The organism is Streptomyces sp. NBC_00224, assembly GCF_041435195.1.
In the GTDB taxonomy this organism is placed as follows: Bacteria; Actinomycetota; Actinomycetes; order Streptomycetales; family Streptomycetaceae; genus Streptomyces.
Genome location: NZ_CP108106.1, coordinates 979,916 through 1,002,521 on the forward strand (window position 1 = coordinate 979,916; position 22,606 = coordinate 1,002,521).

The 22,606-nt window shown below is 70.5% G+C and carries 23 protein-coding genes; 12 read left to right on the top strand and 11 right to left on the bottom strand.

Annotation, left to right across the window (positions count from 1 at the left end):
• Positions 1 to 434: 434 nt before the first annotated feature.
• Complete coding sequence (locus OG965_RS04210) at positions 435 to 1,682, top strand: cytochrome P450 (RefSeq protein WP_371649220.1); 1,248 nt, start codon at positions 435 to 437, stop codon at positions 1,680 to 1,682.
• A gap of 76 nt (positions 1,683 to 1,758) precedes the next feature.
• The gene (locus OG965_RS04215; RefSeq protein WP_371649222.1) at positions 1,759 to 3,999 is read left to right on the top strand and encodes an anthranilate synthase component I; all 2,241 of its coding nucleotides are present in this window, start codon (positions 1,759 to 1,761) and stop codon (positions 3,997 to 3,999) included.
• On the opposite strand, the gene OG965_RS04220 is transcribed toward OG965_RS04215, so the two are convergent.
• Complete coding sequence (locus tag OG965_RS04220; protein ID WP_371649225.1) at positions 3,946 to 5,145, bottom strand: FAD-dependent monooxygenase; 1,200 nt, start codon at positions 5,143 to 5,145, stop codon at positions 3,946 to 3,948. The genes OG965_RS04215 and OG965_RS04220 overlap by 54 nt on opposite strands.
• A gap of 80 nt (positions 5,146 to 5,225) precedes the next feature.
• Between OG965_RS04220 and OG965_RS04225 the strand changes: the two genes are divergently transcribed.
• Positions 5,226 to 5,813, top strand: coding sequence for a TetR/AcrR family transcriptional regulator (locus OG965_RS04225; RefSeq protein WP_371649227.1), 588 nt, complete (start codon positions 5,226 to 5,228; stop codon positions 5,811 to 5,813).
• A 107-nt stretch (positions 5,814 to 5,920) separates the two neighbouring features.
• Here OG965_RS04225 and OG965_RS04230 read toward each other — a convergent pair whose 3' ends face one another.
• The gene (locus tag OG965_RS04230) at positions 5,921 to 6,343 is read right to left on the bottom strand and encodes a MarR family winged helix-turn-helix transcriptional regulator (RefSeq protein WP_371649229.1); all 423 of its coding nucleotides are present in this window, start codon (positions 6,341 to 6,343) and stop codon (positions 5,921 to 5,923) included.
• Positions 6,344 to 6,506: 163 nt separating this feature from the next.
• Between OG965_RS04230 and eno the strand changes: the two genes are divergently transcribed.
• A complete protein-coding gene (gene eno / locus OG965_RS04235; RefSeq protein ID WP_371649231.1) occupies positions 6,507 to 7,814 on the top strand; it encodes a phosphopyruvate hydratase in 1,308 nt (435 codons plus the stop codon).
• 127 nt (positions 7,815 to 7,941) lie between these two features.
• On the opposite strand, the gene OG965_RS04240 is transcribed toward eno, so the two are convergent.
• Positions 7,942 to 8,658 carry a TetR/AcrR family transcriptional regulator gene (locus OG965_RS04240; protein WP_371649233.1) on the bottom strand — a complete coding sequence of 239 codons (717 nt, stop codon included), beginning with the start codon at positions 8,656 to 8,658 and terminating at the stop codon, positions 7,942 to 7,944.
• Positions 8,659 to 8,777: 119 nt separating this feature from the next.
• Here OG965_RS04240 and OG965_RS04245 point away from each other — a divergent pair, with 119 nt between their 5' ends.
• Positions 8,778 to 9,485 (top strand): NAD(P)-dependent oxidoreductase, encoded by a 708-nt coding sequence (locus OG965_RS04245; RefSeq protein WP_371649235.1) that lies wholly within the window; start codon positions 8,778 to 8,780, stop codon positions 9,483 to 9,485.
• Between the two features lie 193 nt (positions 9,486 to 9,678).
• On the top strand, positions 9,679 to 10,203 hold the full coding sequence (locus OG965_RS04250; protein WP_371649237.1) for a MepB family protein: 525 nt from the start codon (positions 9,679 to 9,681) through the stop codon (positions 10,201 to 10,203).
• 126 nt (positions 10,204 to 10,329) lie between these two features.
• On the opposite strand, the gene OG965_RS04255 is transcribed toward OG965_RS04250, so the two are convergent.
• On the bottom strand, positions 10,330 to 10,536 hold the full coding sequence (locus OG965_RS04255) for a cold-shock protein (RefSeq protein WP_371649239.1): 207 nt from the start codon (positions 10,534 to 10,536) through the stop codon (positions 10,330 to 10,332).
• A gap of 300 nt (positions 10,537 to 10,836) precedes the next feature.
• Here OG965_RS04255 and OG965_RS04260 point away from each other — a divergent pair, with 300 nt between their 5' ends.
• Positions 10,837 to 12,201, top strand: a complete 1,365-nt coding sequence (locus tag OG965_RS04260; protein WP_371649241.1) for an esterase-like activity of phytase family protein — start codon at positions 10,837 to 10,839, stop codon at positions 12,199 to 12,201.
• 44 nt (positions 12,202 to 12,245) lie between these two features.
• Here the strand turns inward: OG965_RS04260 and OG965_RS04265 are convergent, their stop codons facing one another.
• A complete protein-coding gene (locus tag OG965_RS04265) occupies positions 12,246 to 13,007 on the bottom strand; it encodes a helix-turn-helix domain-containing protein (protein WP_371649243.1) in 762 nt (253 codons plus the stop codon).
• A 6-nt stretch (positions 13,008 to 13,013) separates the two neighbouring features.
• On the opposite strand from OG965_RS04265, the gene OG965_RS04270 reads away from it, so the two are divergent.
• Entirely contained in the window at positions 13,014 to 13,385 is a 372-nt protein-coding gene (locus OG965_RS04270; protein ID WP_371649245.1) for a hypothetical protein, read from the top strand.
• A 116-nt stretch (positions 13,386 to 13,501) separates the two neighbouring features.
• Positions 13,502 to 14,626 (top strand): NAD(P)/FAD-dependent oxidoreductase, encoded by a 1,125-nt coding sequence (locus tag OG965_RS04275; RefSeq protein ID WP_371649247.1) that lies wholly within the window; start codon positions 13,502 to 13,504, stop codon positions 14,624 to 14,626.
• Between the two features lie 24 nt (positions 14,627 to 14,650).
• Here the strand turns inward: OG965_RS04275 and OG965_RS04280 are convergent, their stop codons facing one another.
• Complete coding sequence (locus tag OG965_RS04280) at positions 14,651 to 15,316, bottom strand: TetR/AcrR family transcriptional regulator (protein WP_371649249.1); 666 nt, start codon at positions 15,314 to 15,316, stop codon at positions 14,651 to 14,653.
• 120 nt (positions 15,317 to 15,436) lie between these two features.
• Here OG965_RS04280 and OG965_RS04285 point away from each other — a divergent pair, with 120 nt between their 5' ends.
• Together OG965_RS04285 and OG965_RS04290 are read left to right on the top strand one after the other, a co-directional pair.
• Positions 15,437 to 15,988 (top strand): dihydrofolate reductase family protein, encoded by a 552-nt coding sequence (locus OG965_RS04285; RefSeq protein ID WP_371649251.1) that lies wholly within the window; start codon positions 15,437 to 15,439, stop codon positions 15,986 to 15,988.
• A gap of 53 nt (positions 15,989 to 16,041) precedes the next feature.
• Positions 16,042 to 16,254: a DUF4287 domain-containing protein gene (locus tag OG965_RS04290; RefSeq protein WP_371649255.1), complete on the top strand. Its 213-nt coding sequence runs from the start codon at positions 16,042 to 16,044 to the stop codon at positions 16,252 to 16,254.
• Positions 16,255 to 16,378: 124 nt separating this feature from the next.
• Here OG965_RS04290 and OG965_RS04295 read toward each other — a convergent pair whose 3' ends face one another.
• Positions 16,379 to 17,299: an NADP-dependent oxidoreductase gene (locus OG965_RS04295; protein WP_371649257.1), complete on the bottom strand. Its 921-nt coding sequence runs from the start codon at positions 17,297 to 17,299 to the stop codon at positions 16,379 to 16,381.
• 157 nt (positions 17,300 to 17,456) lie between these two features.
• Positions 17,457 to 17,657 (bottom strand): hypothetical protein, encoded by a 201-nt coding sequence (locus OG965_RS04300; RefSeq protein WP_371649259.1) that lies wholly within the window; start codon positions 17,655 to 17,657, stop codon positions 17,457 to 17,459.
• 250 nt (positions 17,658 to 17,907) lie between these two features.
• Between OG965_RS04300 and OG965_RS04305 the strand changes: the two genes are divergently transcribed.
• Positions 17,908 to 18,693, top strand: a complete 786-nt coding sequence (locus OG965_RS04305) for a helix-turn-helix domain-containing protein (protein WP_371649261.1) — start codon at positions 17,908 to 17,910, stop codon at positions 18,691 to 18,693.
• Between the two features lie 41 nt (positions 18,694 to 18,734).
• On the opposite strand, the gene OG965_RS04310 is transcribed toward OG965_RS04305, so the two are convergent.
• The 3 genes from OG965_RS04310 to OG965_RS04320 form a co-directional block, all read right to left on the bottom strand.
• Positions 18,735 to 20,597, bottom strand: coding sequence for a glycoside hydrolase family 9 protein (locus OG965_RS04310; RefSeq protein ID WP_371649263.1), 1,863 nt, complete (start codon positions 20,595 to 20,597; stop codon positions 18,735 to 18,737).
• A 106-nt stretch (positions 20,598 to 20,703) separates the two neighbouring features.
• Positions 20,704 to 21,933 (bottom strand): sensor histidine kinase, encoded by a 1,230-nt coding sequence (locus tag OG965_RS04315; protein WP_371649265.1) that lies wholly within the window; start codon positions 21,931 to 21,933, stop codon positions 20,704 to 20,706.
• On the bottom strand, positions 21,930 to 22,595 hold the full coding sequence (locus OG965_RS04320) for a winged helix-turn-helix domain-containing protein (protein ID WP_371649267.1): 666 nt from the start codon (positions 22,593 to 22,595) through the stop codon (positions 21,930 to 21,932). Before OG965_RS04320 ends, OG965_RS04315 begins: the two co-directional genes overlap by 4 nt.
• Positions 22,596 to 22,606: the final 11 nt, after the last annotated feature.

Below are 22,606 nucleotides of genomic sequence, written 5' to 3' on the forward strand. Positions count from 1 at the left end.
ATCACTCAACTTTCGTTTGATCACGCATGTCCCTTTTGCTATGCCGCCCCTCCCAGTGCGGCCAACCGTCGACGGCATGCCCGACTTACACCGCCGCCACCCGCCGGTTCATGGTCAACTCGCAGCCGGAGTACGGGAATGCTTCCTGGGCGCAGGTCTGGATCTCCCGCGTGACACCTGATGAACAGGCTGTGGCGGGCGATCGCTGCACACCTCGTGACCTGCTGTCTTGCCATCCAGACGGGGTTGACAGGCGATCTTGCCCCGGCTAACTTGTGCGTCGTTTGCCCGGTCGGCGCGTTCAACGCCGACTTTGGCGGGCATTCAGGGGGCATTCGGGGGGCAATTCACGGTCATACCGTTCGCGTTCAGTCGTGGATTCGCTATCCCCACCCCTGTCCATCAGACATGCTATTGGTGACCGGGGGTAGTTCATGACGGCGATGCCGCATGCGCGGAACAGCTCAAGGCTGGCCGGAGCAATTTCACTGCAACTGTTCAGCAAGAATTCAGGGAGTGACCGCTACGCCCTGTCGGCCGAACTGCGCAAGCTCTCCCCGGTATTCGTCAGCCCGCTGGGCACGGTGGTCCTGAGCCGCTATCAGGACTGCCTCGAATTGCTCAAGTCCCAGGATTTCGAGGTGGAGAGCGCCGAGTGGCGGGACGCTTCCCGGCCCGGCTGGCGCGAGTACGCCGGGATCTCCGACTTCTATCAGTGCATGCTCTTCCGCGACCCGCCGGACCACACCCGTCTGCGCCGCCTCATCAGCGGGGCCTTCACCCGCCGACGGGTGGAGGAACTGCGCCCCAGCGTGGAGGCACAGGTCGCCCGGGCACTGGACACCATCGCCCGTCTCGGCGAAGACGGCTCGGCCGTCGACCTGTACCCGGAACTGACCTTCCCGCTGCCGATCGCGGTGATCGCCGATCTGCTCGGCGTTCCCGAGGAGGACCGGGAGACCTTCCACGACGTCGCGCACGATTTCGTCGCGCTGACCGAACCGGCCTGCACCGCGGAGGAGTTGCTGCGCGCGGAGACCGCACTAGGCCGCCTCCGGGCGTACTTCGAGGAACTGGTGGCGAGGCGGCGGGGCGCACCCCAGGACGACCTGACCTCCGCGCTGGTCGCCGTCCACGACACCGACGGCGACCGGCTCGACGGCGAGGAGCTGATCCAGACCCTGGTCATGGTCTTCATCGCGGGCTTCGAGACCACCGTCAACCTGCTCGGCAACGGCATCGTCGCACTGCTCGAACACCCGGAGGCGGCCGCCGAACTGCGTCAGGACCCCGCGCTCGCCGAAGCCGTGGTCGACGAGGTGCTCCGCTACGACACCCCCGTTCAGTACGTCGGCCGCCGGGCAGTCCGCGACACCCGGATCGCGGACGTGCCGGTGCCCAAGGGGGCCGCGGTGATCGCCGTGCTCGGCGCCGCCAACCGCGATCCCGCACGCTTCCCCGACCCGGACCGCTTCGACATCCACCGGACCGGGACACGGCCGGCCAGTTTCGGGTCCGGCATCCACTACTGCATCGGCGCCGCACTGGGACGGATGGAGGCCGAGATCGTCTTCTCCGCCCTGCTCACCCGGTTCCCCCGGCTGGCGGCGGCAAAGCCTCCGGTCCGCTCCGCCGCGATCAACATGAACGGGTTCTACGAGATCCCCGTCACGCTCGACTGAGCGACTGGGACACATGGTTACCGCAGAGTCCGCCCGCCCGGCGCGCCCTGCGACGGGGTGGGAGGGCCCGCGACACATGGACACGACCGAATACCTGACCCCCGGCGGGGTGCGTGTCACCCGCACGGTGACACAGCTGGACCCGGACCGCCAGAGTCTGCTCTTCCGGAACACCCTGGCGGCCGTGGAGAGCCGCCGAGGGGGTGTGCTCAGCTCCGGTATGGAATACCCCGGCCGTTACACCCGCTGGCACATGGCGTATGTCGATCCCTGCATGGAGTTCGCCTCCCAGGGACGGCAGTTGCGCGCCCGTGCGCTGAACGAGCGCGGGCGGGTGCTGCTCCCCGTGATCGTCTCGGCCCTGGCGTCCGTGGGGCCGACAGTGCGGACGCCCGACGGCGCCGAACTGACCGTGCCGGAAGCGAGCGGCCTGCTCACCGAGGAGGAGCGGACCCGGCGGCCCACGGTGTTCACGGCCCTGCGCGCGGTGACCGCCGCGCTGCGCGGGGACGACGCGTACCTGGGTCTGTACGGGGCGTTCGGCTACGACCTGGCGTTCCAGTTCGAGCCGATCCGCATGCGCCACGAACGGCCGCAGGACCAGCGCGATCTCGTCCTGCACCTCGCCGACGAGCTGATCGTGGTCGATCCGGAGCGCGGTACCACGGCCAGGCTGTCGTACGACTTCACCGTGGACGGTCTGTCCACCGCCGGGCTTCCCCGCACCACGGAGGCGACCCCCGCGCCCGCCTTGGCACCGGTGCCCGCCTCCCCCGTCCCGGGCACGTACGCCGCCGTGGTGCGCGAAGCCAAGGAGAGGTTCCGGTGCGGGGACCTGTTCGAAGTGGTGCCCGGACACGTCATGTACGAGCGGTGCGAGGCCCCGGCGGCGTTCTTCGACCGGCTCCGCAAGCAGAACCCCGCCCCGTACGAGTTCTTCTTCAATCTCGGTGACGCCGAGTACCTCGTCGGCGCGTCTCCGGAGATGTTCGTGCGGGTACGCGGCGATCGCGTCGAGACCTGCCCCATCTCCGGGACCATCCAGCGCGGCGCGGGCCCGCTGGAGGACGCCGAGAACATCCGCACCCTGCTCAACTCGGCCAAGGAAGAGTCCGAGTTGACCATGTGCACCGACGTGGACCGCAACGACAAGGCCCGGGTCTGCGTGCCCGGCACGGTCAAGGTCATCGGGCGGCGGCAGATCGAGATGTACTCTCGGCTCATCCACACCGTCGACCATGTCGAGGGGCGGCTCAGGCCGGGCTACGACGCCTTCGACGCGTTCCTGTCCCACATGTGGGCGGTCACCGTCACCGGCGCGCCCAAGACGTGGGCCATGCAGTTCATCGAGGAGCACGAGGACACGACACGCCGCTGGTACGGCGGCGCCGTCGGCTTCGTCGGCTTCGACGGATCGCTGAACACCGGGCTCACCATCCGCACCGCACAGATACGCCACGGAGTCGCCGCCGTACGCGCGGGCGCCACCCTGCTGTACGACTCGGATCCCGAGGCCGAGGAGCGCGAGACGTTCCTCAAGGCGCGCGCCCTCCTGGACGCGCTCGGCGACCGGCACAGCACACACCCCCGTCCGGAGCCCGCCGACGGCAGCGGCTCGGGCATGCGGGTGCTGCTGGTCGACCACGAGGACTCCTTCGTGCACACCCTCGCGGACTACTTCCGGTCCGCCGGCGCCCAGGTAACCACCCTGCGGTTCGGCTTCCCCAACGAACTCCTCGACGAGATGGCCCCCGACCTCGTCGCCCTCTCCCCCGGACCCGGTCGGCCCAAGGACTTCGCCTGCGCCGACCTGCTGGACGCGATCTACGCCCGCCAGCTGCCGGTCTTCGGAGTGTGCCTGGGCCTGCAGGCCATGGTGGAGCACGCGGGCGGCATGCTCGACCAACTCGACCCCCCGGTCCACGGCAAGCCCGGACGAGTCCGCGTGACCGGCGGGACACTGCTCGCCGACCTGGCCCCGCAGTTCACCGCCGCCCGGTACCACTCCCTGTACGCCGCCGTGGACCAGGTACACGGCTTCGAGGTGACGGCGGTCCTGGACGACGTCGTCATGGCCATCGAGGACCCGGTGCGCAAGCGGTTCGCCGTGCAGTTCCACCCCGAGTCCATCCTGACCGCCACGGCGGGCGCCGGCCACCGGATCATCGACAACGTCCTGCGCGCATGCCGCCAAGCGGCCACCGCACCACCCTGCCAACCGCAACTTGGGGCACTGCTCCCCGGCAGTTCGTCTCTGCCGGGCTCAACCGATGTGAGCCGCGCCGAGGTCGCCTCGGCCGGGCGGCTGCCAGCCTAGGATCGGGGTGAGCGAGTTGAGCAGGGTCGAGCCGGGAGCCAGGCGCAGCATCAGGTCGCGCAAAGCGGTGGCGGGTGCTGAGTGCCATTGCGCGGCGACGCCGATCCGGTGGGAGCGACGGGCGACCAGCTGAGTGCGGGGGCGTCGGTGGCGGTCGTAGGCGGCCAGCGCGGACTCCACGTCAGGGTATGTGTCCAGGAGTACGGCCAGCGTGGCCGCGTCCTCCAGCGCCTGGTTGGCTCCCTGGCCCAGGTTCGGGGTCATGGCGTGCGCGGCGTCGCCGAGCAGCGCGGCGCGCCCGGTGACGAAAGTGGCCAGTGGCGGCAACTCATAGATGTCGTGGCGCATCACCGCTTTCTCGTCGGCCGCCGTCAGCAATTCGGGAATCGGGTCATGCCAGCGCCCGAAGCGCTGACGTATCGCGGCCAGTTCGCTGCCGGGGCTGCGCTGCCCTTCGGGGGCGTTGGCGACGCAGAACAGGTAGGTGCGGCCGTCCGCGAGCGGAGCGATCCCCACTCGCTCACCGCGTCCCCAGCTCTCACCGCCGGCCGGCACCCGCCGACCCGTGTCGACGACGAGACGCCATGCGGTGTATCCGGCATACCGTGGCGCCGGAGCCTGCGGCCACAGCGAGCGCCGCACGGAGGAGCCGATCCCGTCGGCGGCCACCAGCAGATCGGCCTGCGAAACACCTTTGCTGTGCTCTACCTCGACCCGTTGGCCGCGGAGACCGACCCTGGTGACCCTGGCGTCCGCGCACAGCGCCTCCGCCGGAAGAGCCGCACGCAGGATGTCGAAGAGCTGAGCACGGTGAATCATCGCCACAGGGCCGAACCGCCTGGCCAGCTCCTGGGTATCGGTCCGCGACAACCAACGGCCGGACGTGTTCCGGATGCCCGCCTGCGTCTCCGCCAGAGCCTGCTCGCGAACCTGATCGCCCACGCCCAGGGCGTCCAGCGCGCGCACTCCGTTGGGCCACAGTGACAGCCCCGCTCCCACCTCACCGAAGGTGGCCGCACGCTCCAGCACTTTCACCTGCCAGCCGCTCCGAGCCAGCGCGACGCCGGCGGCCAGGCCGCCGATCCCACCGCCGACCACGATCGCGGAGCGTTCCCCGGCACCACCGGCGCGTCTTGCCTCGCCCATCAGAACTCCCTCTACACCTGTAGTAGATGCCAAGCACTCTACACTTGTAGAGCAAAAGGTCGAGACGAAGAGGGAAACCAGTGGCCCACACCACGCTCCGGCGGCAACAGCTCGCCGACGCGGCGATCAGCACCCTGGCCCGTTCCGGCATGCGCGGACTCACCCACCGCGCGGTGGACCAGACCGCCGAAGTCCCGGCGGGCTCGTGCTCGTACTACTTCCGTACGCGCCGAGAGCTCCTACAGGCCGCCGTCGAGCGTCTGGCCGAACTGGACCTCACCGAGATCGACGAGCGCCCCGCCCTCACCGGGCCCGCGAGCATCACCCAGATCGCCGAGGCCACCGCGGGCCTCATCGAGCACTGGACCACCGCCGGACGCGAACGCATGCTCGCCCGCTACGAGCTGGCCCTGGAAGCGCCCCGCCGCCCCGAGCTTCGCGCCGCCCTGCACACCGCGGGCAGCCGCCACCGGGCCGTGGCCGAGAACATGCTCGCCGCCGCGGGCGCACCTGACCCCGCGGCACACACGAACGCGTTCGTGGCCTGCCTGGACGGCCTGCTCTTCAATCAGCTGACCGAGACAGCCCCACATCGGCTCACCCCCGAGCAACTGGGGCTAACCCTCCGCACCCTGATCCACACCTACGCCGGACCGCCCCAACCCTGATCCGAGGTCGCCCGCGCACCCGACTACGAGACGTGCGTGAGTCCCGGCAAGTCTCGCTGTCTTGGGCCGACGCCCGGGCGCTGTCCGGAACCGCGCCGCACATCGCACTAGCGTGCGGCGAGCCGCTCCAGCAGGGCGGCGCTCCGCGCCAGCAACGCCCGCTCCTCATCCGTGAGTTCGGCCTCGATGGCCTGCGCGAGCCAACCGGCCCTGCGGCCGCGCTCCGCTTCGAGCGCGGCCCGGCCCGCGTCCGACAGCTCGACCAGTGACTTGCGGCCGTCCGTGGGGTGCGCCCGGCGCGTGATCAGGTTCTGCTCCATGAGCAGCCCCACCGCCCGGGCCATCGACTGGGGGCGTACGCGCTGATCGGCGGCGAGGTCGCTGGCGGTCATGGCGCCGTTGCGGTCGAGCGCACCGAGCACGGCGGCCTGGCCCAGCGGGATGCGGTCCTCGTTCTTGACGCGTCGGGTGAGCTTGCCCATCGCGGTGCGCAGTTCGGCGGCGATGGCGGCGGCTTCCGAGGTGGGCATAGGGCACTTTACCCCGTTGGTCAGCAAAGCTGCGCACCTGACCTGCACAGCAATGCTGTACAGCAAAACTGAGCAGCATTGCTGTAGGGTTTGGCGTTGTCGGGCTCAGCGTCAGCGTTGTCGCAGCCGGGGCCACGGCACATGACAACGGGAAGGGACTCCCATGTCCGCAAAGGCAGTCGGAACCGTCAACGCCACCATCGAGACCGTCACCGCCCGCCGGATCATCGACAGCCGGGGCAACCCCACGGTCGAGGTCGACGTCGTCCTGGCGGACGGGTCCCTGGGGCGCGCGGCTGTCCCCTCCGGCGCCTCCACCGGTGCCCGGGAGGCCGTGGAACTGCGCGACGGGGACTCCGCGCGCTGGCACGGCAAGGGCGTCGACCGAGCGGTGGCCCACGTCAACGGGGAGATCGCGGCGTCCGTGCGCGGGCGGGACGCGGCGGACCAGGCGGGTCTCGACGCCGCACTGGTCGCCCTCGACGGCACCGCCACGAAGTCCCGGCTCGGCGCCAACGCGATCCTCGGCGTCTCCCTCGCCACCGCCAAGGCCGCCGCGGCGGCCCACCGCCAGCCCCTCTACCGCTACCTCGGCGGCGCCGACGCCCACCTCCTGCCGCTGCCGATGATGAACATCGTCAACGGCGGCGCCCACGCCGACAATCCGCTGGATTTCCAGGAGTTCATGATCGCGCCCGTGGGCGCGGACACCTTCGCCGAAGCCGTCCGCATGGGCAGCGAGGTCTTCCACACCCTGCGCCGCGACCTGCTGGCCGCCGGGCACTCCACGGGAGTCGGCGACGAGGGTGGCTTCGCGCCCGCGCTGCGTACCGCTGAGGAGGCGCTCGACTTCGTGATGACCGCCATCGAGCGCACCGGCTACCGCCCCGGTACGGACATCGGCCTGATCATGGACCCGGCGTCGTCGGAGTTCTTCCGCGACGGGGTGTACGACTACGCGGGCGAGGGAGTGCGCCGCACCCCCTCCGAGAACGCCGACTACCTGGCCAAGCTCATCGACGCCTACCCGATCGTCTCCATCGAGGACCCGATGGCGGAGAACGACCTGGACGGCTGGCGCGAGCTGACCGCCCGCGTCGGCGACCGCTGCCAGCTCACCGGCGACGACGTGTTCTGCACCAACGAGACGCTGCTGCGCGAGGGTATCCGCACCGGCGTCGGCAACTCGGTCCTGGTCAAGGTCAATCAGATCGGGACCCTGACCGAGGCGCTGGCCGCGGTGGCCACGGCCCACCAGGCGGGCTGGACGGCTGTCATGTCGCACCGCTCGGGCGAGACGGAGGACACCACCATCGCGGATCTGGCGGTGGCGACCGGCTGCGGTCAGATCAAGACCGGCTCGCTCTCCCGCTCCGACCGCACGGCGAAGTACAACCAACTGATCCGGATCGAAGAGGAGTTGGGCGACTCGGCACGCTTCGCGGGCCGCTCCGCACTGCGTCGGGCGTGAACTGCAGACAGAGGTAGAGACCACGCGGGCCCCCGATCACGGTCGGGGGCCCGCTCGCGTGCCGGGGGGGTGCCCCTATGACTTTGGTCAAGGGGACAGCTCGCGCCGGCCGTCGGCGCTCGGGTGTTCAGCGTCCGCGCGGGATACCCAGCACCTTGATGAGCTGGTCGAGTTCCTCCAGGAACAGCTTCCGCGGGCTGGCGGTCTGGTTGCGCAGATGGCCGTAGACCTCCAGTGAGACGAGGCCGTGCAGGTGGCCCCACATGCGCAGGGCGAGGGCGACGGCTGCGGGCGGCAGGTCGGGGAAGGCGGGGCGCACCTTGTCGAGGAGCCCGGGGTCGAAGTCGGACCAGTCGAAGGTGCTGTCCTGGTAGAGGTGTTGGGCGTGGGGCCAGGCGGCTGCCGCGAGTGCGGTGAGTCCGGTGCAGACCCGGCGTGCGGCGCCGGGTGCGGGGCCTCCGGCGGGAGCCTGGTAGCCGGGTACGGGGTCGCCGTAGATGAGGCGGAAACCCTGCGGGTTCACCAGGGCCCAGGCGCGGAAGGCGTTGGCCCACGCCTCGATCCGGGCGGCAGGGTCGGTTGCGGGGGCGGCTTCCCAGGCGGCGTCCACGGCGTCGGCCAGGGCGGTGTACACGTCGTTGATGAGCGTGGTGACCAGGTCGTCCCGGGCCGGGAAGTAACCGTAGATGGCGTTGGCGGTCATGCCCATCTCGCGGGCGATGGCCCGCAGCGTGATGGCGTCCGGCCCGCCCGAGGCCATCAGGGCCAGGGCCACCTTCTTGATTTCGGCTGTGGTCTCGGCGCGCAGTCGCTCACGCCGTCCCTTGCTTCCCGTGACTGTCACGACGGGAACTCTACAGCGTCCATATAGTGAGTGCCGTGCTGATACTTCACGGCGTATAGTTTCTGCACGGCATCACCTCACAGGGTGGCGTTCCACATCTGCATGCACAGGGGAGAACCATGCACATCGGAGTCATCGGAGCCACGGGCACCATCGGCAGCCGGGTCGTCACCGAGGCCCTTCAACGCGGCCACCACGTCAGGGCGTTCAGCCGTGACGCCACTCAGGCACAGCGTGCGGAGCGCCGGGACAACCTCACGTGGGCGAGCGCCGACGTCCTGGACCCGCAGGGCATCGCCGGCGTTCTGCCCGGCCTCGACGTCCTGATCAGCGCGTTCCAACCGGGCAACGCCGCCAGGGACTTCGCGGAGACCGTGCGGCGCTCGATCGCCGACCCGACCGTCTACGCGACGGCGGCGCGGGCTCTACTGAAGGGGTTGGAGAGCCACCCGCGGACCCGGCTCATCGTGATCGGCGGTGCCGGCAGCCTGGAGATCGCACCGGGCGTGGTCCGCGCCGACTCCGACGAGCTGCTGCACACCACCCTCGACCAGCTCGGGCTGCCCCGCGAGTACGCCGCAGCGGTACGCGGTCACCGGGACGCCCTCGACGTCCTGCGGCTCTCGAACCGGCTGTGGACCTACTTCAGCCCTGCGGAGGAGATCGCCCCCGGCGAGCGCACCGGGCGTTTCAGGGTCGGCGGTGACCAGCCCGTTCTGGACGCCGAGGGGCGCAGCCGCATCTCGGTGGAGGACGCGGCCGTGGCTCTGATCGACGAGGCGGAGCTGCCCCGCTTCGTCCAGCGCCGCTTCACCATCGGCTACTGAAATCCCGCAGCCGGATTGCCGTGCGGATCACCGTCCAGGCCTCCACGAGTGCACCGTCGAGCCGGGGCCTCGCCTTGGTGCGACTATCCGAGCGCGAGGCCTGCGGATCCGGGACGTTCTCCACTGGCCGGTGAAGAACAGCAAGCAGCGCCCCTGACCTTCAGCTCGCCGGTCAGCCTGGCAGGATGAGGGCATGGTGACGAATCAGCCGTGGGCGGGGCTTCCCGGTGATCTACTGGCGGCGAAGGAGCTGGTGTACGACCCGAGCGGTTTTGCCTGTTCACTGCCGGTGCCGGAACCGGAGAGCGCCGAGTACGCGGCTCATGCTTTCACGCTCGATGGTCTCTCGGTCCGGTTTCGCGTGGCCAAGACCACCCCGACGAAGGTGGGCCAGTTCGTCACGGTGTGGCAGCGGTCCGAGCAGGGGCCGATCCGGCCCTTCGACGTCGATGACGGGGTGGACCTCTTCGTCATCAGCAGCCGCGATGACGACGGCTTCGGACAGTTCGTCTTCCCGCGCGAGGTGCTGAGCGAGCGCGGCATCGTCTCCCGTAACGCTGCCGGTGGGAAGCGGGGGTTCCGCGTCTATCCGCCCTGGGTGACCACGACCAACCGGCAGGCGGGCAGCACGCAGGCATGGCAGGTGAACTACTTCCTCCACCTCCGCAAGGACGAGCCTGTCGACCTGGCCCGCGCCCACACCCTGCACCACCCGTAGCCCCCCCTTCGGCCCCTCGTGAATGCGCGTCACCAGACGGCCGGACGACTCTCCAGGGAGGTAGCCGATGCGGGAAGCAGCGTTTGCGAACCTCTGGACCTCCTGGTCAGAGGTTCGCGTCAGCGTTCACCCCTCGACGACGACGTTCTCCGCCTGAGGGCCCTTGGGACCCTGAGTGACGTCATACGTGACGCGGTCCTCCTCCCGCAGCTCCTTGAACCCGGTGCCCTGGATGGCGGAGAAGTGGACGAACACGTCCGGGCCGCCGTCGTCCTGCTGGATGAAGCCGAAGCCCTTGTCCGCGTTGAACCACTTCACTTTGCCTGTTGCCATGCTGGTCTCCTCCAAAGGTTCCGGGCGCCGTCGGCGCGCATGCGGAACCGTCTTTGAACAGTGCTCGTGACGGACGGTACGGGTTCTCCGCGTAGACGTGACGGGGAAACCTCCGACCGATCACCCATGGTTCACTCGCGCAGACGAACCACCCGGTCGTTCCAAAGGCGTCCAGGTTGTCCAGGGGCCTCCAAGGGCGATGGCAGCGTGTTGGGTGGAGTTCACCTTGATGTCTGATCACGTTCGGAAGAGGCGGTCAGCTTGGCCACTGTCACATGACTTTGTTGGCCAGGAGGCCCGATGGCATCGCAGGCGCACAAGCAGCGCACCGTACGACGTTCCCTGGCCGTAGGCGTGCCCGTCGCCCTGCTCGCGGCGATCGGCGTGGGCGGGACCGCCACGGGTATGCCGGCGCCTGAAGGCGGCAGGGCGCGGGGCGCGTACGTCGAGGGCACGGCCGCCCTCGCGGACATTCCGCTCGGTGCGTTCAGCAATGCCCTCCTGCCCGGTTCGGTCGCGGACGACCGCGGTATCGACCTCGGCGGGATCGGCAGCGACATGTATCCCGCCGGACGCAAGGGCGAGTTCTGGACGGTGACCGACCGCGGTCCCAACGGCCAGATCAAGGTGGACGGCAGCAAGCGCCGCACCTTCCCGGTCCCCGGTTTCGATCCGGCGATCGTCAAGGTACGTGTGTCGGGCGGCCGCGTGCAGGTGCTCAAGGCGATCGCGATCACCACACGGTCCGGCAAGGCTGTCACCGGTCTGCCCAACCAGGCCTCGCGTGACGAGGCCCCGTACACCTACGACGCGAAGACCCCGCTCCCGTACGACCCGAACGGTCTGGACACCGAGGGCATCGTGCAGGCGGCGGACGGCAGCTTCTGGCTCGCCGACGAGTACGGGCCGTCCCTCGTGCACGTCTCCGCCCGGGGAAAGGTGCTCACGCGGTACCTCCCCAAGGGACTGAACCTCAAGGGAGCCGACTATCCCGTCGTGGAGTCGCTGCCAGCCATTCTGCTCAAGCGCAAGACCAACCGCGGCTTCGAGGGCCTGGCCCAACTCCCGGGCGGCGACCTGGTCCTCGCCGTACAGAGCCCGCTGTCCGTGCCGGACACGGCCGCGGGCGAGAAGTCGCGCAACGCGCGCCTGCTGCGCTTCTCTCCGAAGAAGCGCGCCGTGACGGCCGAGTACGCCTACCGCTTCGACGCGGTGGACGTCGTCGATCCGGGCGAGGACAACACCTCCGAGCTCAAGATCTCCTCGCTGGTGGCGATCGGCCGCGACCAGTTGCTGGTGCAGGAGCGCACCGACAAGGCCTCCCGGCTGCACCGGGTCACACTGCCGCGCGGCCCCGGCATGCTGGGCAGCGCCTGGGACGACTCGGCGGCCTCCCCTTCGTACGAGCAGTTGGAGGACCCCGTCGCGGCCGGTGCGCCGGTGCTGCGCAAGACCCTCGTGGTCGACTTCAACAACGTCGCGGGCGTGCCCGGCAAGGTCGAGGGCATCGCGCTGACGGGCCGGGACACCCTCGCGCTCATCAACGACAACGACTTCGGTATGACGGACGGACCCGGAGCCTTCGACACGCGCGGCCGTCTGGTGGACAGCGGCATTGATACGACCGTGACGTACGTGCGTCTGCCCCGGCCACTGCGCGGCTGAACTCAGGCGGAGGGCCTGCCCGGCTCCGCCGCCGGGCAGGCCCGTCAGGGCGCACCTTGAGCTTCAGCGCGTCGCAAGGAGGCGGGCGTCCGTCCGGTGAAGTCCCGTGCCGTACGGGTGAGGTGGGCCTGGTCGGCGAAGCCTGCGGTGGCTGCGGCCAGAGCGGCCGTCGACTCCGGCAGGCCGGCGATCGCCGTACGCAGTCGGCCCCACCGGCGCAGGCGCGCAAGGGCGATGCCCACGTCCTGCCGGACCAGAGCGCGCAGCCGTGGAGCCGACAGACCGACTTCGGTGGCGATGGCGGTGATGGGCATGTCCGGATCGCGCAACGTACACAGGTCGACAGCGTGGGCGACTCTCGGATCGAGCCGGGACGGGCGCCCGGTGAGTGTCCGCAGTTCGGCGTATCCGGCGCCCAGGTCCACGCAGGTGCCGGGTCCGTCGGAATCGGTGGTGCCAAGTGCGGCGAGCAGGCGGCGGACCTCGCCGGCACTGAGCCGTACCGGCCCCGGGCACGGGGGCAGCAGCCAGGAGTCGATGAACAGGGCGAGGTAGGGCGAGGTCGCCGTGCAGGAGTGGGCGAGCTGGGGCGGAACGATCAACCCGGGCGCCGCCACCAAGGGCCGCCCCGGCTGGAGGAGTTCGGCGTGGCCGCCGATCGGCAGCACGGCTTTCCAGGCGGGCAGCCGGTGTTGGGCGACGCGGAACGGGCGGGACTCGGCGAACATCGTCGCCTCGGGGCCGGTCGCGAAGACGATGCGGCGATCGTTTTGTTCAAGTACCCAGGCACGAGGTGAACGGATCATCGTGCCATGCACGCTATCGCTTCCGTCGCCTTGGCGACGTTCCTGGTCGTCACGGGGGTCATGCATTTCCTGTCCCCCGGCTACTTCCGCACGCTGGTACCCGCATGGCTCGACCGGAAGCGGCTCCTGGTGGCCGGGAGCGGGGCGACTGAGGTGGTGGTGGGTGCGCTGGTGCTGGTACCGGGCGGCAGGCAGGCCGGGGGCTGGGCCGCCGCCGTCCTGATCACCTGTTACCTGGTGTCCCACGGGGACGCGCTACGACGGGCGCGGCCGGACCGGCCCCGGTTGCTGGAGCGGCCGGTCGGTGCGGTGGCCCGGCTGGTGGTGAACGTCCTGTACATCGCCTGGGCGGTGGCCGTGGCCGGATCCGCGCCCTGACGCCGACGCGCGGCGACCGATCGTCCGAGGCGGCGGCGAAGCCGCCCGCAGTCGCACCGGCAGTCGCACCCATAGTCGCCCGCAGTCGCCCCCGTAGTCACAGAGGAAGTCATGCCATGAGTCATCGCATCGTCGTCGTGGGCGCCGGATACGCCGGTCTGCGGGCAGCCGAGCGCCTCGCCCGCAAGCTGCGTCGCAGCGACGTCACGGTCACTCTGGTCAACGCCTCGGACCGGTTCGTGGAACGGGTCCGGCTCCATCAACTGGCCGCCGGGCAGCGGCTGGTGACGCGGTCATTGCGGCAACGCCTCGCCGGTACCTCGGTTCAGCTGGTCGTCGCCCGCGTGACCGCGATCGATGCCACTGCCCGGACCGTACGCCTTGACGTCGCACCCCGAGTGATCGGCTACGACACCCTGGTGTACGCGGCGGGCAGCCTGGCTCGGTTCGACGCCGTCCCGGGGGCGGCCGAGCACGCGTACACCGTCACCGACCTTGAGCAGGCGACGCGGTTGCGGCACAGGGTTGCCGAGGTGGCGTCGGGCGGCACTGTCGCGGTGGTGGGCGCAGGGCTGACCGGGCTGGAGACCGCCTCGGAACTGGCCGCGACTTACCCTGAGTTGGGGGTCCGGCTGTTCACCGGTGGCGATGGTGTGGGGTCCGGACTCGTGCCGCGAGCTCAGAGCCATGTGCGGCGCGCTCTGGACCGGCTGGGCGTCTCGATTCACCCCGGGACCGTTGTCGGGGCGGTACGCAAGGACGGCCTGGACACCCTTGATGGCGCGTCGTTCGCCGCTGACGCCGTCGTGTGGACCACTGGGTTCCGAGCGCCGGAGCTGGCGCGTACGGCGGGATTCGCCACGGACGAGAACGGCCGGATGCTCGTCGACGCCACCTTGCGCTCGGTGTCGCACCCTGAGGTGTACGCCGTGGGCGACGCGGCGGCCGGTATCTCCGTGGGTGGGGCGCCGAGCCGCATGTCCTGCCAGGCGGCCCTGCCCATGGGCCGGGGCGTGGCCGACGTCGTTGCGGCGCGGTGGGCAGGCCGGGAGCCAGAACCCGTACGGATCGGTTACGCCTTCACCAACATCAGCCTTGGCCGGCAGGATGGCATCGTCCAGTTCACCCACGCCGACGACCGCCCGCGCAGGCTCGTCCTGACGGGACGCGCCGCGGCCGCCTTCAAGGAGACGGTGGTGCGGAGCACGGTGGGATTCGTCGCCCCGGGCGCGGGAGCGTGACCGGGGGTGGGGCCGCCTGTGAAGTCAGATGCCGCGCTCGATCATGTCGATGACGTGCTGGCCCGCGTCGTGGGCCTGGGTGGGGTGGAGGCCGCGGAGGGGGCCGTCGATGACGAGCACGGCGAGGCCGTGGACGGCCGACCAGGCGAGGAACTCGGCACCGGGGCGCCGGTCTTCGGGCAACAGGCCCGTCTCCACGAGGCCGTCGAGGGCGGCGCCGAGCAGTTCGAAGGGGGTTTTGCCGTTGCTTCCGGCGGCGTCGTCGTCCGCGGCGTGGGTCATGTCGCCGGGGACGTGGAAGGCGGCCCGGAAGAGGCCGGGCTCCTCCTGGGCGAAGCGCAGATAGCCGGTGCCGACCGCACGGAAGCGGGCGCGGGCGGCGGTCTTCTCGTCCGCGGTCGGCGCCACGGCGGCCTGTTCGGCCTCCATGGTGCGGGCGACCTGGGCCATGGCGGCCTGGGAGACGGCGTGCAAGAGGGCGCCGCGATCGGCGAAGTGGCGGTAGGCGGCGTTGGGCGCGACGCCCGCGTGGCGGGTGGTCGCGCGCAGCACCACGGCCTCGGGGCCGCCCTGGCGGGCCAGTTCGACGCCTGCCTGGATCAGGGCGTTGCGGAGGTCGCCGTGGCGGTAGGTGCTCCGCTTCGGTGTACCGGTGTCCGGGACCATCACCAACTCCAATGTGGACAGCATCCACATAGTTCAACTAGGCTGACGCAAGATCACTCGGGGGGCGCGGATCTTCGCACTCCTCGAATGTGAACATCGTACACATGGGCATCTACATGTCCGTTGCCAAGGGGGAGTCACCGCATGCGCAAGATCATCGCGTCCGTCTACATCACGCTCGACGGCGTCATCGAGAACCCGTCCTGGTCGGCCCCGTTCTTCAACGACGAAGCCGCCAAGTTCGCCCAGGCCCAGCTGTTCGCCGCCGACGCCCTCCTGCTCGGCCGCGTCACCTACCAGGGATTCGCCGCTGCCTGGCCGACGATCACCGACGAGGACGGCTTCGCCGACCGTATGAACAGCATGCGCAAGTACGTGGCCACCACCACGCTCGACACCGCCGAGTGGAACGCCACTCTCCTCGCCGGCGACGTCCCGGCCGCCGTGACCGAGCTGAAGCAGCAGGACGGCGGGGACCTGCTCGTCTACGGCAGCGGCGACCTCGTCAACACGCTGCTCGAAGCCGACCTCGTCGACGAGCTCCGGCTGTGGACCCACCCCGTCATCGAGGGCACCGGGAAGCGTCTGTTCACCGCGGCTTCCCCGAAGAAGACCCTCCAGCTGATCAGCACCACCACCTTCAGCACCGGCGCCCAGGTCCTCGCCTACGCGCCCGTCGCCCCGGCCGACCAGTAGCCGCCCGCGCGGCAGACGCCCGCAAACACCCCTCGGAACGGCAGGACACCGACATGACCGACAGTGCCAACGGCCCCGCCAGCTACTTCCCTTCCATCGAGGCGAAGTACGGCCACCCCATCGCGCATTGGAAGGAACTCATCTCCTCCTCGCCCCTGACCAAGCACATGGAACTCGTCGCCTGGCTCAAGACGGAACACAGCTTGGGGCACGGCCACGCCAACGCCCTCGTGGCGCACACCCTTGCCGAGAACACCGGCAAGTGAACCGGCCCACCCCTCGCCCAGTCCGGCCTCTGCCGCTCCGCGAGCCCACTCGGTCCGACTGATCCCCGCAAGGCAACGCATGACATGGTCCGAGCGCATGGTGGTGTGTGATGGCGCAGGGGCGCTAGACGGTCAGGACGATCTTTCCTCGGGTGCGGCCCGCCTGGCTCAGGCGCCACGCTTCGGCGGTCTCGGCCAGCGGCAGCGCGTGTTCCACGGGCACCGTCAGCTTGCCCGCGTCCGCGAGCGCGGCGAGTTCCGTCAGATCACCGGCATCGGGGCGTACCCAAACATAGTGGCCGCCCCTGGCCGCGGCCTCACCGTCGGTGATGGACGCGACCCGGTCGCGCTTGCGGAGCAGCTGCTGCGAGACGTCGACCGCGCCCTCGCCGACGAAGTCGAGGGCGGCATCGACGCCGTCGGGTGCCAGGGCCCGTACCCGATCGGCGAGCCCGTCCCCGTAGGTGACCGGTTCCGCACCGAGCTCGCGGAGGAAGTCGTGGTTGCGTTCACTCGCGGTGCCGATCACCCGGGCGCCGAGCGCGACGGCGATCTGCACGCCGAGCGAGCCGACGCCGCCGGCCGCGGCGTGGATCAACACGGTCTCGCCCTTGGCCAGACCGACCCGCTTGATCGTCTGCTGGGCGGTGAGCCCCGCGAGCGGCGCTCCGGCGGCCTGCTCCCAGGTCAGCGCGGCGGGCTTCCTGGCCAAGGTGCGCACGGGCGCGGCGACGAGTTCGGCGTACGTGCCGTTCTGCGCCCAGTCCTTGCGCACATACCCGAAGACCTCGTCCCCCACCGCGAACTCCGTCGCGTCCAGGCCCACGCGTTCCACCACACCGGACACGTCCCAGCCGGAGATCAGCGGGAAACGGACTTCCATGATCGGGTCCAGGTAACCGGCGGCGAGTTTCCAGTCGACCGGATTGACCCCGGCCGCCTTCACCCGGACGAGGACCTCACCGGGCGCGACCTTGGGATCGGGCAGCTCGACCAGCCGCAGGTCGTCGGCCGCTCCGTACGATTCAAGCGCGATTGCCTTCATGGCCCAGGACCGCTTCCCGGCCGGTCGCTGCGTTCCGGCCCAGTCGATGGGGGGACTCTCCCCCTCCTGTGTCCAGCATTCACACGGCTGCGCCACATGGGCAACTCCACCCTGGCACCTGCTCGCCGGCTGTGTCTCAGGGGCCGGCGGCCTCTCGTCACGGCTTGGGCACCGCCGGTGGGGCAGGCGCGAGGACGTAACCGCTGACCAGCTTGGCGAGACCGAGTACGCAGTCCAAGGCGATGGCCGTGGACTGCGAGGTGCCGCCGCGCGCGATGATCAGGACGACACCGATCACGAGAACGGCAAGAAAAGTCAGGTAATGGCGGCGGAGTGACGTCGCGAAGTCGATCGGCATGTCTGTCTCACCTTCCTGGGCACTGCTGGACCGAGGTGTCCTCCATTCGACTGGCCGCCGATGCCTGCCGTCCAGGAAATCCAACGGGCCTCGATGTGCCTGGAAGGGGCCAGAAGTTCCGCCTACTTCAGCGGAATTCGGTGAAGTTCCACGCCCTCGGCGTACGAGATGCGAGCATCTCGGCCATCCGGCTTGTGTCAGGCGCTTGGGGGGAAACATGCAGGGCTACCCACGCGGTGCGCTGCCGCCTGTGCAGCGGTTCGCCGCGGAGCTGCGACGGCTGCGCATCGCCGCAGGAGACCCTCAGCTCAAGACGATCGCTGCGCGGGCGCAGTGCAGTCAGGCGACGGTCTCCGAAACGCTCAACGGCCGTCGCCTGCCCAGTGAGACCGTCACCCGTCGGCTGGTCACCGCTTTGGGCGGCGACTGGGCGCGGTGGAAGGAGCTCTGGCGGGAGGTCCGGACCGAGCTGGACGAGCTGAAACACCCTGCGCCGCAGACGCCGCAGACGCTGCAGGCCGACATGGTCTGCTACCCGGACCCTCCCGCCTTCTACCGCGCCGCGGCCGACCGGGTCCGCGCCGCCCGACACGAGATCCGTCTCACCTACGTACGGCTCCATCCTCCCGGCCAGTGGGTCGACTCGGAGGTGACTGCCTACTACGAGACGTTGTTGCAGTGGGCCAGGGAGACCAGCGAGTCCGCCAGCGTCCGGCGCATCATCGGCGTTCCGGAGCGCGACGGCGTGCCGCCGCCGGCCTATCTGGCCTGGCTGCAAGAACATCAGGAAGAAGTCAGGGACCTGTACACCTACGAGGCACGGGTTATGTCCTGGAACAGCTCCTGCGCCTGGCACAACACCGCCCTCATAGACGACTCCGTCACCTTTCTCTCCTTTTCCGGTGCCGGCCGCCAACAACTCACCGGGTTCAGCGTCGAAGGGCCCGTCTTCCTGGCGTACTTCGCGTCCATTTTCGACCGTGCCTGGGGCGCATTGCGGACTCTCGACGAATACGTGGCCAGGCAGAGCCGGTGACGGCACACCAACGACCCCGGCAGGCGACTTGGTGCGGGCTCTCAACTCGCCGTCAGCGCGAAGGCGAGCAGCGCGGTGGAGGTGAAGTCGTCGGCCGGCTCCACCGTCTGCCACGCGCCGACGTGGTCGAGGTAGCGGGCACCCTTGCCGTCGAAGCGCTTCCAGGTGTCCGTTCCGTACGCGCAGGGGCGCATCGTGTCGAAGGAGTTGAGCTCGGACAGCTTGGCCGCCGCGTTCGGGCCGTTGACCACCGCACCGCGCAGCGGGGTGCCGGTCAGGTTGGCTGCCTGGTGCTCGGGGCAGTGCGGATACGTCTCGCCCGCGCCGACCATGAAACCGGTGCCCCAGGCGTTGGCCCCCAGCGCCCAGCCGCGCTGACGCTCGGCGAAGGCGTCGTAGCGGTGGTCGCTGGTCGCCTTCGCGTACAGCCGGGCGGTGGCGACAAGACCGAAGGTGTGCGGCACCGCGTCGAAATCCGTGTAGACGGCGCCCGCCCGGAACGGGTCCTTGGCCGCCCGACTCTCACCGTCCGACAGTTGCCGCCGCAGATCGGCCACGGCCGCGCCGGACGGCGCAAGGCGCAGCAGGTCGGCGTGGGCGAGGGCGCTGACATCGGCGACGCCGAGTGTGCCGCGCGCGTCCGACGCGATGTATTTACGCGCCCACTCCCCCGCCTCGCGCTGCCAACCCCCAGCCCGACCGTCGTCCACCTGCCGTGCTGCCAGAGCCAGTTCGACGGCGCCGAACTCCATGTCGTCCTGCCAGGACTCCTCCGGGTAGAAGCCGTGCGGGAACGCGGTCACCAGCTCGCCCGAGTGCTCGGTGTCGGCCTGCCCGTAGACGGCCGCGGCCTTCTCCAGCCACCGCCGGGCCCGCTCCGGGTTGTCCTTGGCGTCCGCCTGGGCGGCGAGCGCGAAGGTCCCGGCGACCCGGCCCGCCAGGTTGGGGCTGATCGGCCGGCCCGGCTCGTTCGCCCGGAAGACCGGCCGGTGCTTGATGGTGTGGTCGGGGTCGCCCTCGCGTACGTCCAGCGCGTCGTCCGCCTCCGGCAGCCGCCAGACGTCGTGGTCGCTGCGGAACTCCTTGCTGCCCGCGCCGATCCCGACCTGGGCGTAGAGCGTGCCGGTACGTCCGTCCCACATCCGGTCGAGCCAGGCCAGGCCGTGGCGCGCCTCGGCGGCGAGCCCCGGCACGTCGCCGAACGAACGCTGGGCGAGCAGCAGTTGGGCGGTCGAGTAGGACGCGGTGTGGGTGAACTTGAGGAAGTCGCCCGCGTCGAACCAGCCGCCCGAGACGTCGACGGGCCCACTCACGCGCCGCAGCGGCTCGGTCAGTTCGGTGCCCTCGTCGTTGTAGCGGGGCGTGGCGTACACGGTCGCCTCGCGGTCCGCGAGGTGGGAGGGCTTGCGCTCCAGTACGCCGGGTACGACGTCGGCGCCGTCGCGCTGGGCCTGGAAGAACCGCACGTTCTCGGCTGCCAGGCCGCGCATCAGCTCACCGGACGGGGCGACCTTGAAGTGCGGCGAGGTGCCGTTGGCGGCTCCGGTCAGCTCGACCCGGTAGGTGCCGGGGGCGGTCAGCGCCGTGAGGTCGAGGGTACGGACCGTGTCGTACGCCGCGTTCCAGCCGCCGGTGCGAGGTCCGGTCCTGCCGCTCAGGACCGTACGGCCCGACTCGTCGACCACCTGGAAGCCCGCGCTCGCGAGCGCGTCGTCGTCCCCGCCCATGACGAACGCCTCCTTGGAACCACCGGTGAGGTATCCGGCCTGGTTCACCCGGACCACGACCGGATGTGCCTCGACCCCCCGCGAGGGCAGGGCGTACCAGACGGCTCCGGAGCCGATGAGGACGGCGGTGGCCAGGGTGACGGATGCGGCGCGCGGGCGCCTGGCTTTCGCGAACATGCGGCCAGACTGGCGGACGCATCATGAGGAGAAGATGAGGGCGCCCGCCATACGGAGACACTCCCCCGTGCGGACGGATTGCCCGCTCACGAACCGCCCGGCCGACCTACTCAGGAACAGCCCGCTCCGACCGCTCCGGTTCAGGCCGCAGCCGCAGCCGCACCAGCGCGCCGCCCCCCGGTGCGCCCCCCGCCTCCACCGTGCCGCCGTGCAGCTCGGCGACCCAGCCGACGATGGCGAGGCCGATTCCGTTGCCGCCCGCGCCCGTGCGGGTACCGAAGCCCGGACCGTGGTCGCGCACCGCGACCCCGTCGGGGTGCACCCGTACCTCGACGGGGGTCGCGCCGCCGTGCCGCAGCGCGTTCTCCACGAGGTTGCGCACCGCCTGCTCCAGCAGGTCGGGGTCCCCGGCGACCACCACGGGCTCGGCCGACACCGTGACCTCGGCCCCGGGGTGGGCCCGTGCCACCTCCTCCACCGCCTGCTCCACCAGCTGGTCGAGCCGGAGCGGCGTCAGCTCCACCTCCTGGGTGCCCGCCTCCACCCGTGCCCGGGTGAGCAGCCCGCCGACCAGACGGCCCATGCGGTCGACGATCCGGACCGACTCTGCGCCGCCGCCCGACTCCAGCGTCGCCCGCAGCGTGGCGAGCGGGGTGCGCAGCTCGTGCGCCGCCTCGGCGAGGAACTGCTCCTGCTGGTCGAGCGCCCGCAGCGCGGGACGCATGCTGCGCCCGGAGAGCAGATGACCGATCAGGGCGGCGGCCAGGACCAGGGCCGCGCAGCCGAGTGCGAGCCAGCGCAGCAGGAGGGCATGGTCGCGCTCGCCCGGGCCCGGGTCGGCGGCGGCCAGGACGGCCGCGCCGATGCTGTCGTCGTCCCATACCGGCGAGACGGCCCAGCGCAGGGTCGTACCGTCCCGGGAGGTCTCGGTCGCGTACACCGTGTCCTGCTCGGACAGGACCCGCCGCCACAGTCCGTCGATACGGGCGGGCGCGGGCAACGCGCCCGGGCCCGGGCGTGACCAGCGCACATCCGGGGTTTGCCGCCCGCCGACCACGGCGAGCGCGCCGGGCTCCTTGGCCAGCGCGTCCTCCGCCAGGGGTTCGAGGTGAAGGACACCCTTGTCCATCCACACCGCCCGGGCCAGACCGTCGGCCCGGCGGCCGACCTCCTTGTCGAGCCCTTCGGTACGGGAGTGGGCGTCGATGGAGGCGGCGACGACGGCGAGGACGACCAGGCAGGCCGCGGTGGTCCCGGCGAACAGGACGGTCAGCCGCCGCCGCAGCCGGGCGAGCCGCGCCACGGCCGGGCGCGGACGCCGCTGCGGAGCACTCACTCGGGGCCCGCGATGCGGTAGCCGGCACCGCGCACCGTCCCGATGAGCTCCGGGGGACCGAGTTTGCGGCGCAGCTGTGCGATGACGACGTCGACGACGTTCGACATCGGGTCGCTCATCTCGTCCCAGCAGCTGTCGATCAGCTCGCTCCGGGTGACGACCTCGCCGGCGCGCACCATCAGCGTCTCCAGTACGCCGAACTCCTTGGCGGTGAGGGTGAGCAGCACCCCCGCCCGGCGTACCCGGCGGCGCGGCAGGTCCAGCTCCAGGTCGCCGACACGCAGCTCCGGCAGCCGCACGGGCTGCCCCCTGCGGCACAGGCTGCGCACACGCGCGGTGAGCTCGGCGAAGGCGAAGGGCTTGACCAGGTAGTCGTCGGCGCCGTGCTCGAATCCGGCGACCCGGTCGTCAACGGTGCCGAGCGCGGTGAGCAGCAGCACCGGCAGTGTGGACCCGGCGCGCCGCCGGTCCCGTACGAGATCGAGGGCGTCCCCGTCGGGGAGCCCCCGGTCGGCGACCAGGCAGTCGTACGTATTGACGTCCAGCTTGAGATCGGCCTCGTCGATCCGCACGGCGAGGTCCACGGCGAACCCGGCCGCGCGCAGCCCCTCCACCACGACGGGCCCCAGCTCGGGGTCGTCCTCCACCACCAGCACACGCATGGGACGGCAGC

Coding starts and splice junctions, on each gene's coding strand:
- OG965_RS04300 (WP_371649259.1), bottom strand. CDS start 17,657: ATGCCGATCGACTTCGCGACGTCACTCCGCCGCCATTACCTGACTTTT.
- OG965_RS04245 (WP_371649235.1), top strand. CDS start 8,778: ATGCACATCGGAGTCATCGGAGCCACGGGCACCATCGGCAGCCGGGTC.
- OG965_RS04210 (WP_371649220.1), top strand. CDS start 435: ATGACGGCGATGCCGCATGCGCGGAACAGCTCAAGGCTGGCCGGAGCA.
- OG965_RS04310 (WP_371649263.1), bottom strand. CDS start 20,597: ATGTTCGCGAAAGCCAGGCGCCCGCGCGCCGCATCCGTCACCCTGGCC.
- eno (WP_371649231.1), top strand. CDS start 6,507: ATGTCCGCAAAGGCAGTCGGAACCGTCAACGCCACCATCGAGACCGTC.
- OG965_RS04280 (WP_371649249.1), bottom strand. CDS start 15,316: ATGCTGTCCACATTGGAGTTGGTGATGGTCCCGGACACCGGTACACCG.
- OG965_RS04265 (WP_371649243.1), bottom strand. CDS start 13,007: ATGATCCGTTCACCTCGTGCCTGGGTACTTGAACAAAACGATCGCCGC.
- OG965_RS04220 (WP_371649225.1), bottom strand. CDS start 5,145: ATGGGCGAGGCAAGACGCGCCGGTGGTGCCGGGGAACGCTCCGCGATC.
- OG965_RS04275 (WP_371649247.1), top strand. CDS start 13,502: ATGAGTCATCGCATCGTCGTCGTGGGCGCCGGATACGCCGGTCTGCGG.
- OG965_RS04255 (WP_371649239.1), bottom strand. CDS start 10,536: ATGGCAACAGGCAAAGTGAAGTGGTTCAACGCGGACAAGGGCTTCGGC.
- OG965_RS04295 (WP_371649257.1), bottom strand. CDS start 17,299: ATGAAGGCAATCGCGCTTGAATCGTACGGAGCGGCCGACGACCTGCGG.
- OG965_RS04230 (WP_371649229.1), bottom strand. CDS start 6,343: ATGCCCACCTCGGAAGCCGCCGCCATCGCCGCCGAACTGCGCACCGCG.
- OG965_RS04290 (WP_371649255.1), top strand. CDS start 16,042: ATGACCGACAGTGCCAACGGCCCCGCCAGCTACTTCCCTTCCATCGAG.
- OG965_RS04260 (WP_371649241.1), top strand. CDS start 10,837: ATGGCATCGCAGGCGCACAAGCAGCGCACCGTACGACGTTCCCTGGCC.
- OG965_RS04215 (WP_371649222.1), top strand. CDS start 1,759: ATGGACACGACCGAATACCTGACCCCCGGCGGGGTGCGTGTCACCCGC.
- OG965_RS04250 (WP_371649237.1), top strand. CDS start 9,679: ATGGTGACGAATCAGCCGTGGGCGGGGCTTCCCGGTGATCTACTGGCG.
- OG965_RS04320 (WP_371649267.1), bottom strand. CDS start 22,595: ATGCGTGTGCTGGTGGTGGAGGACGACCCCGAGCTGGGGCCCGTCGTG.
- OG965_RS04270 (WP_371649245.1), top strand. CDS start 13,014: ATGCACGCTATCGCTTCCGTCGCCTTGGCGACGTTCCTGGTCGTCACG.
- OG965_RS04285 (WP_371649251.1), top strand. CDS start 15,437: ATGCGCAAGATCATCGCGTCCGTCTACATCACGCTCGACGGCGTCATC.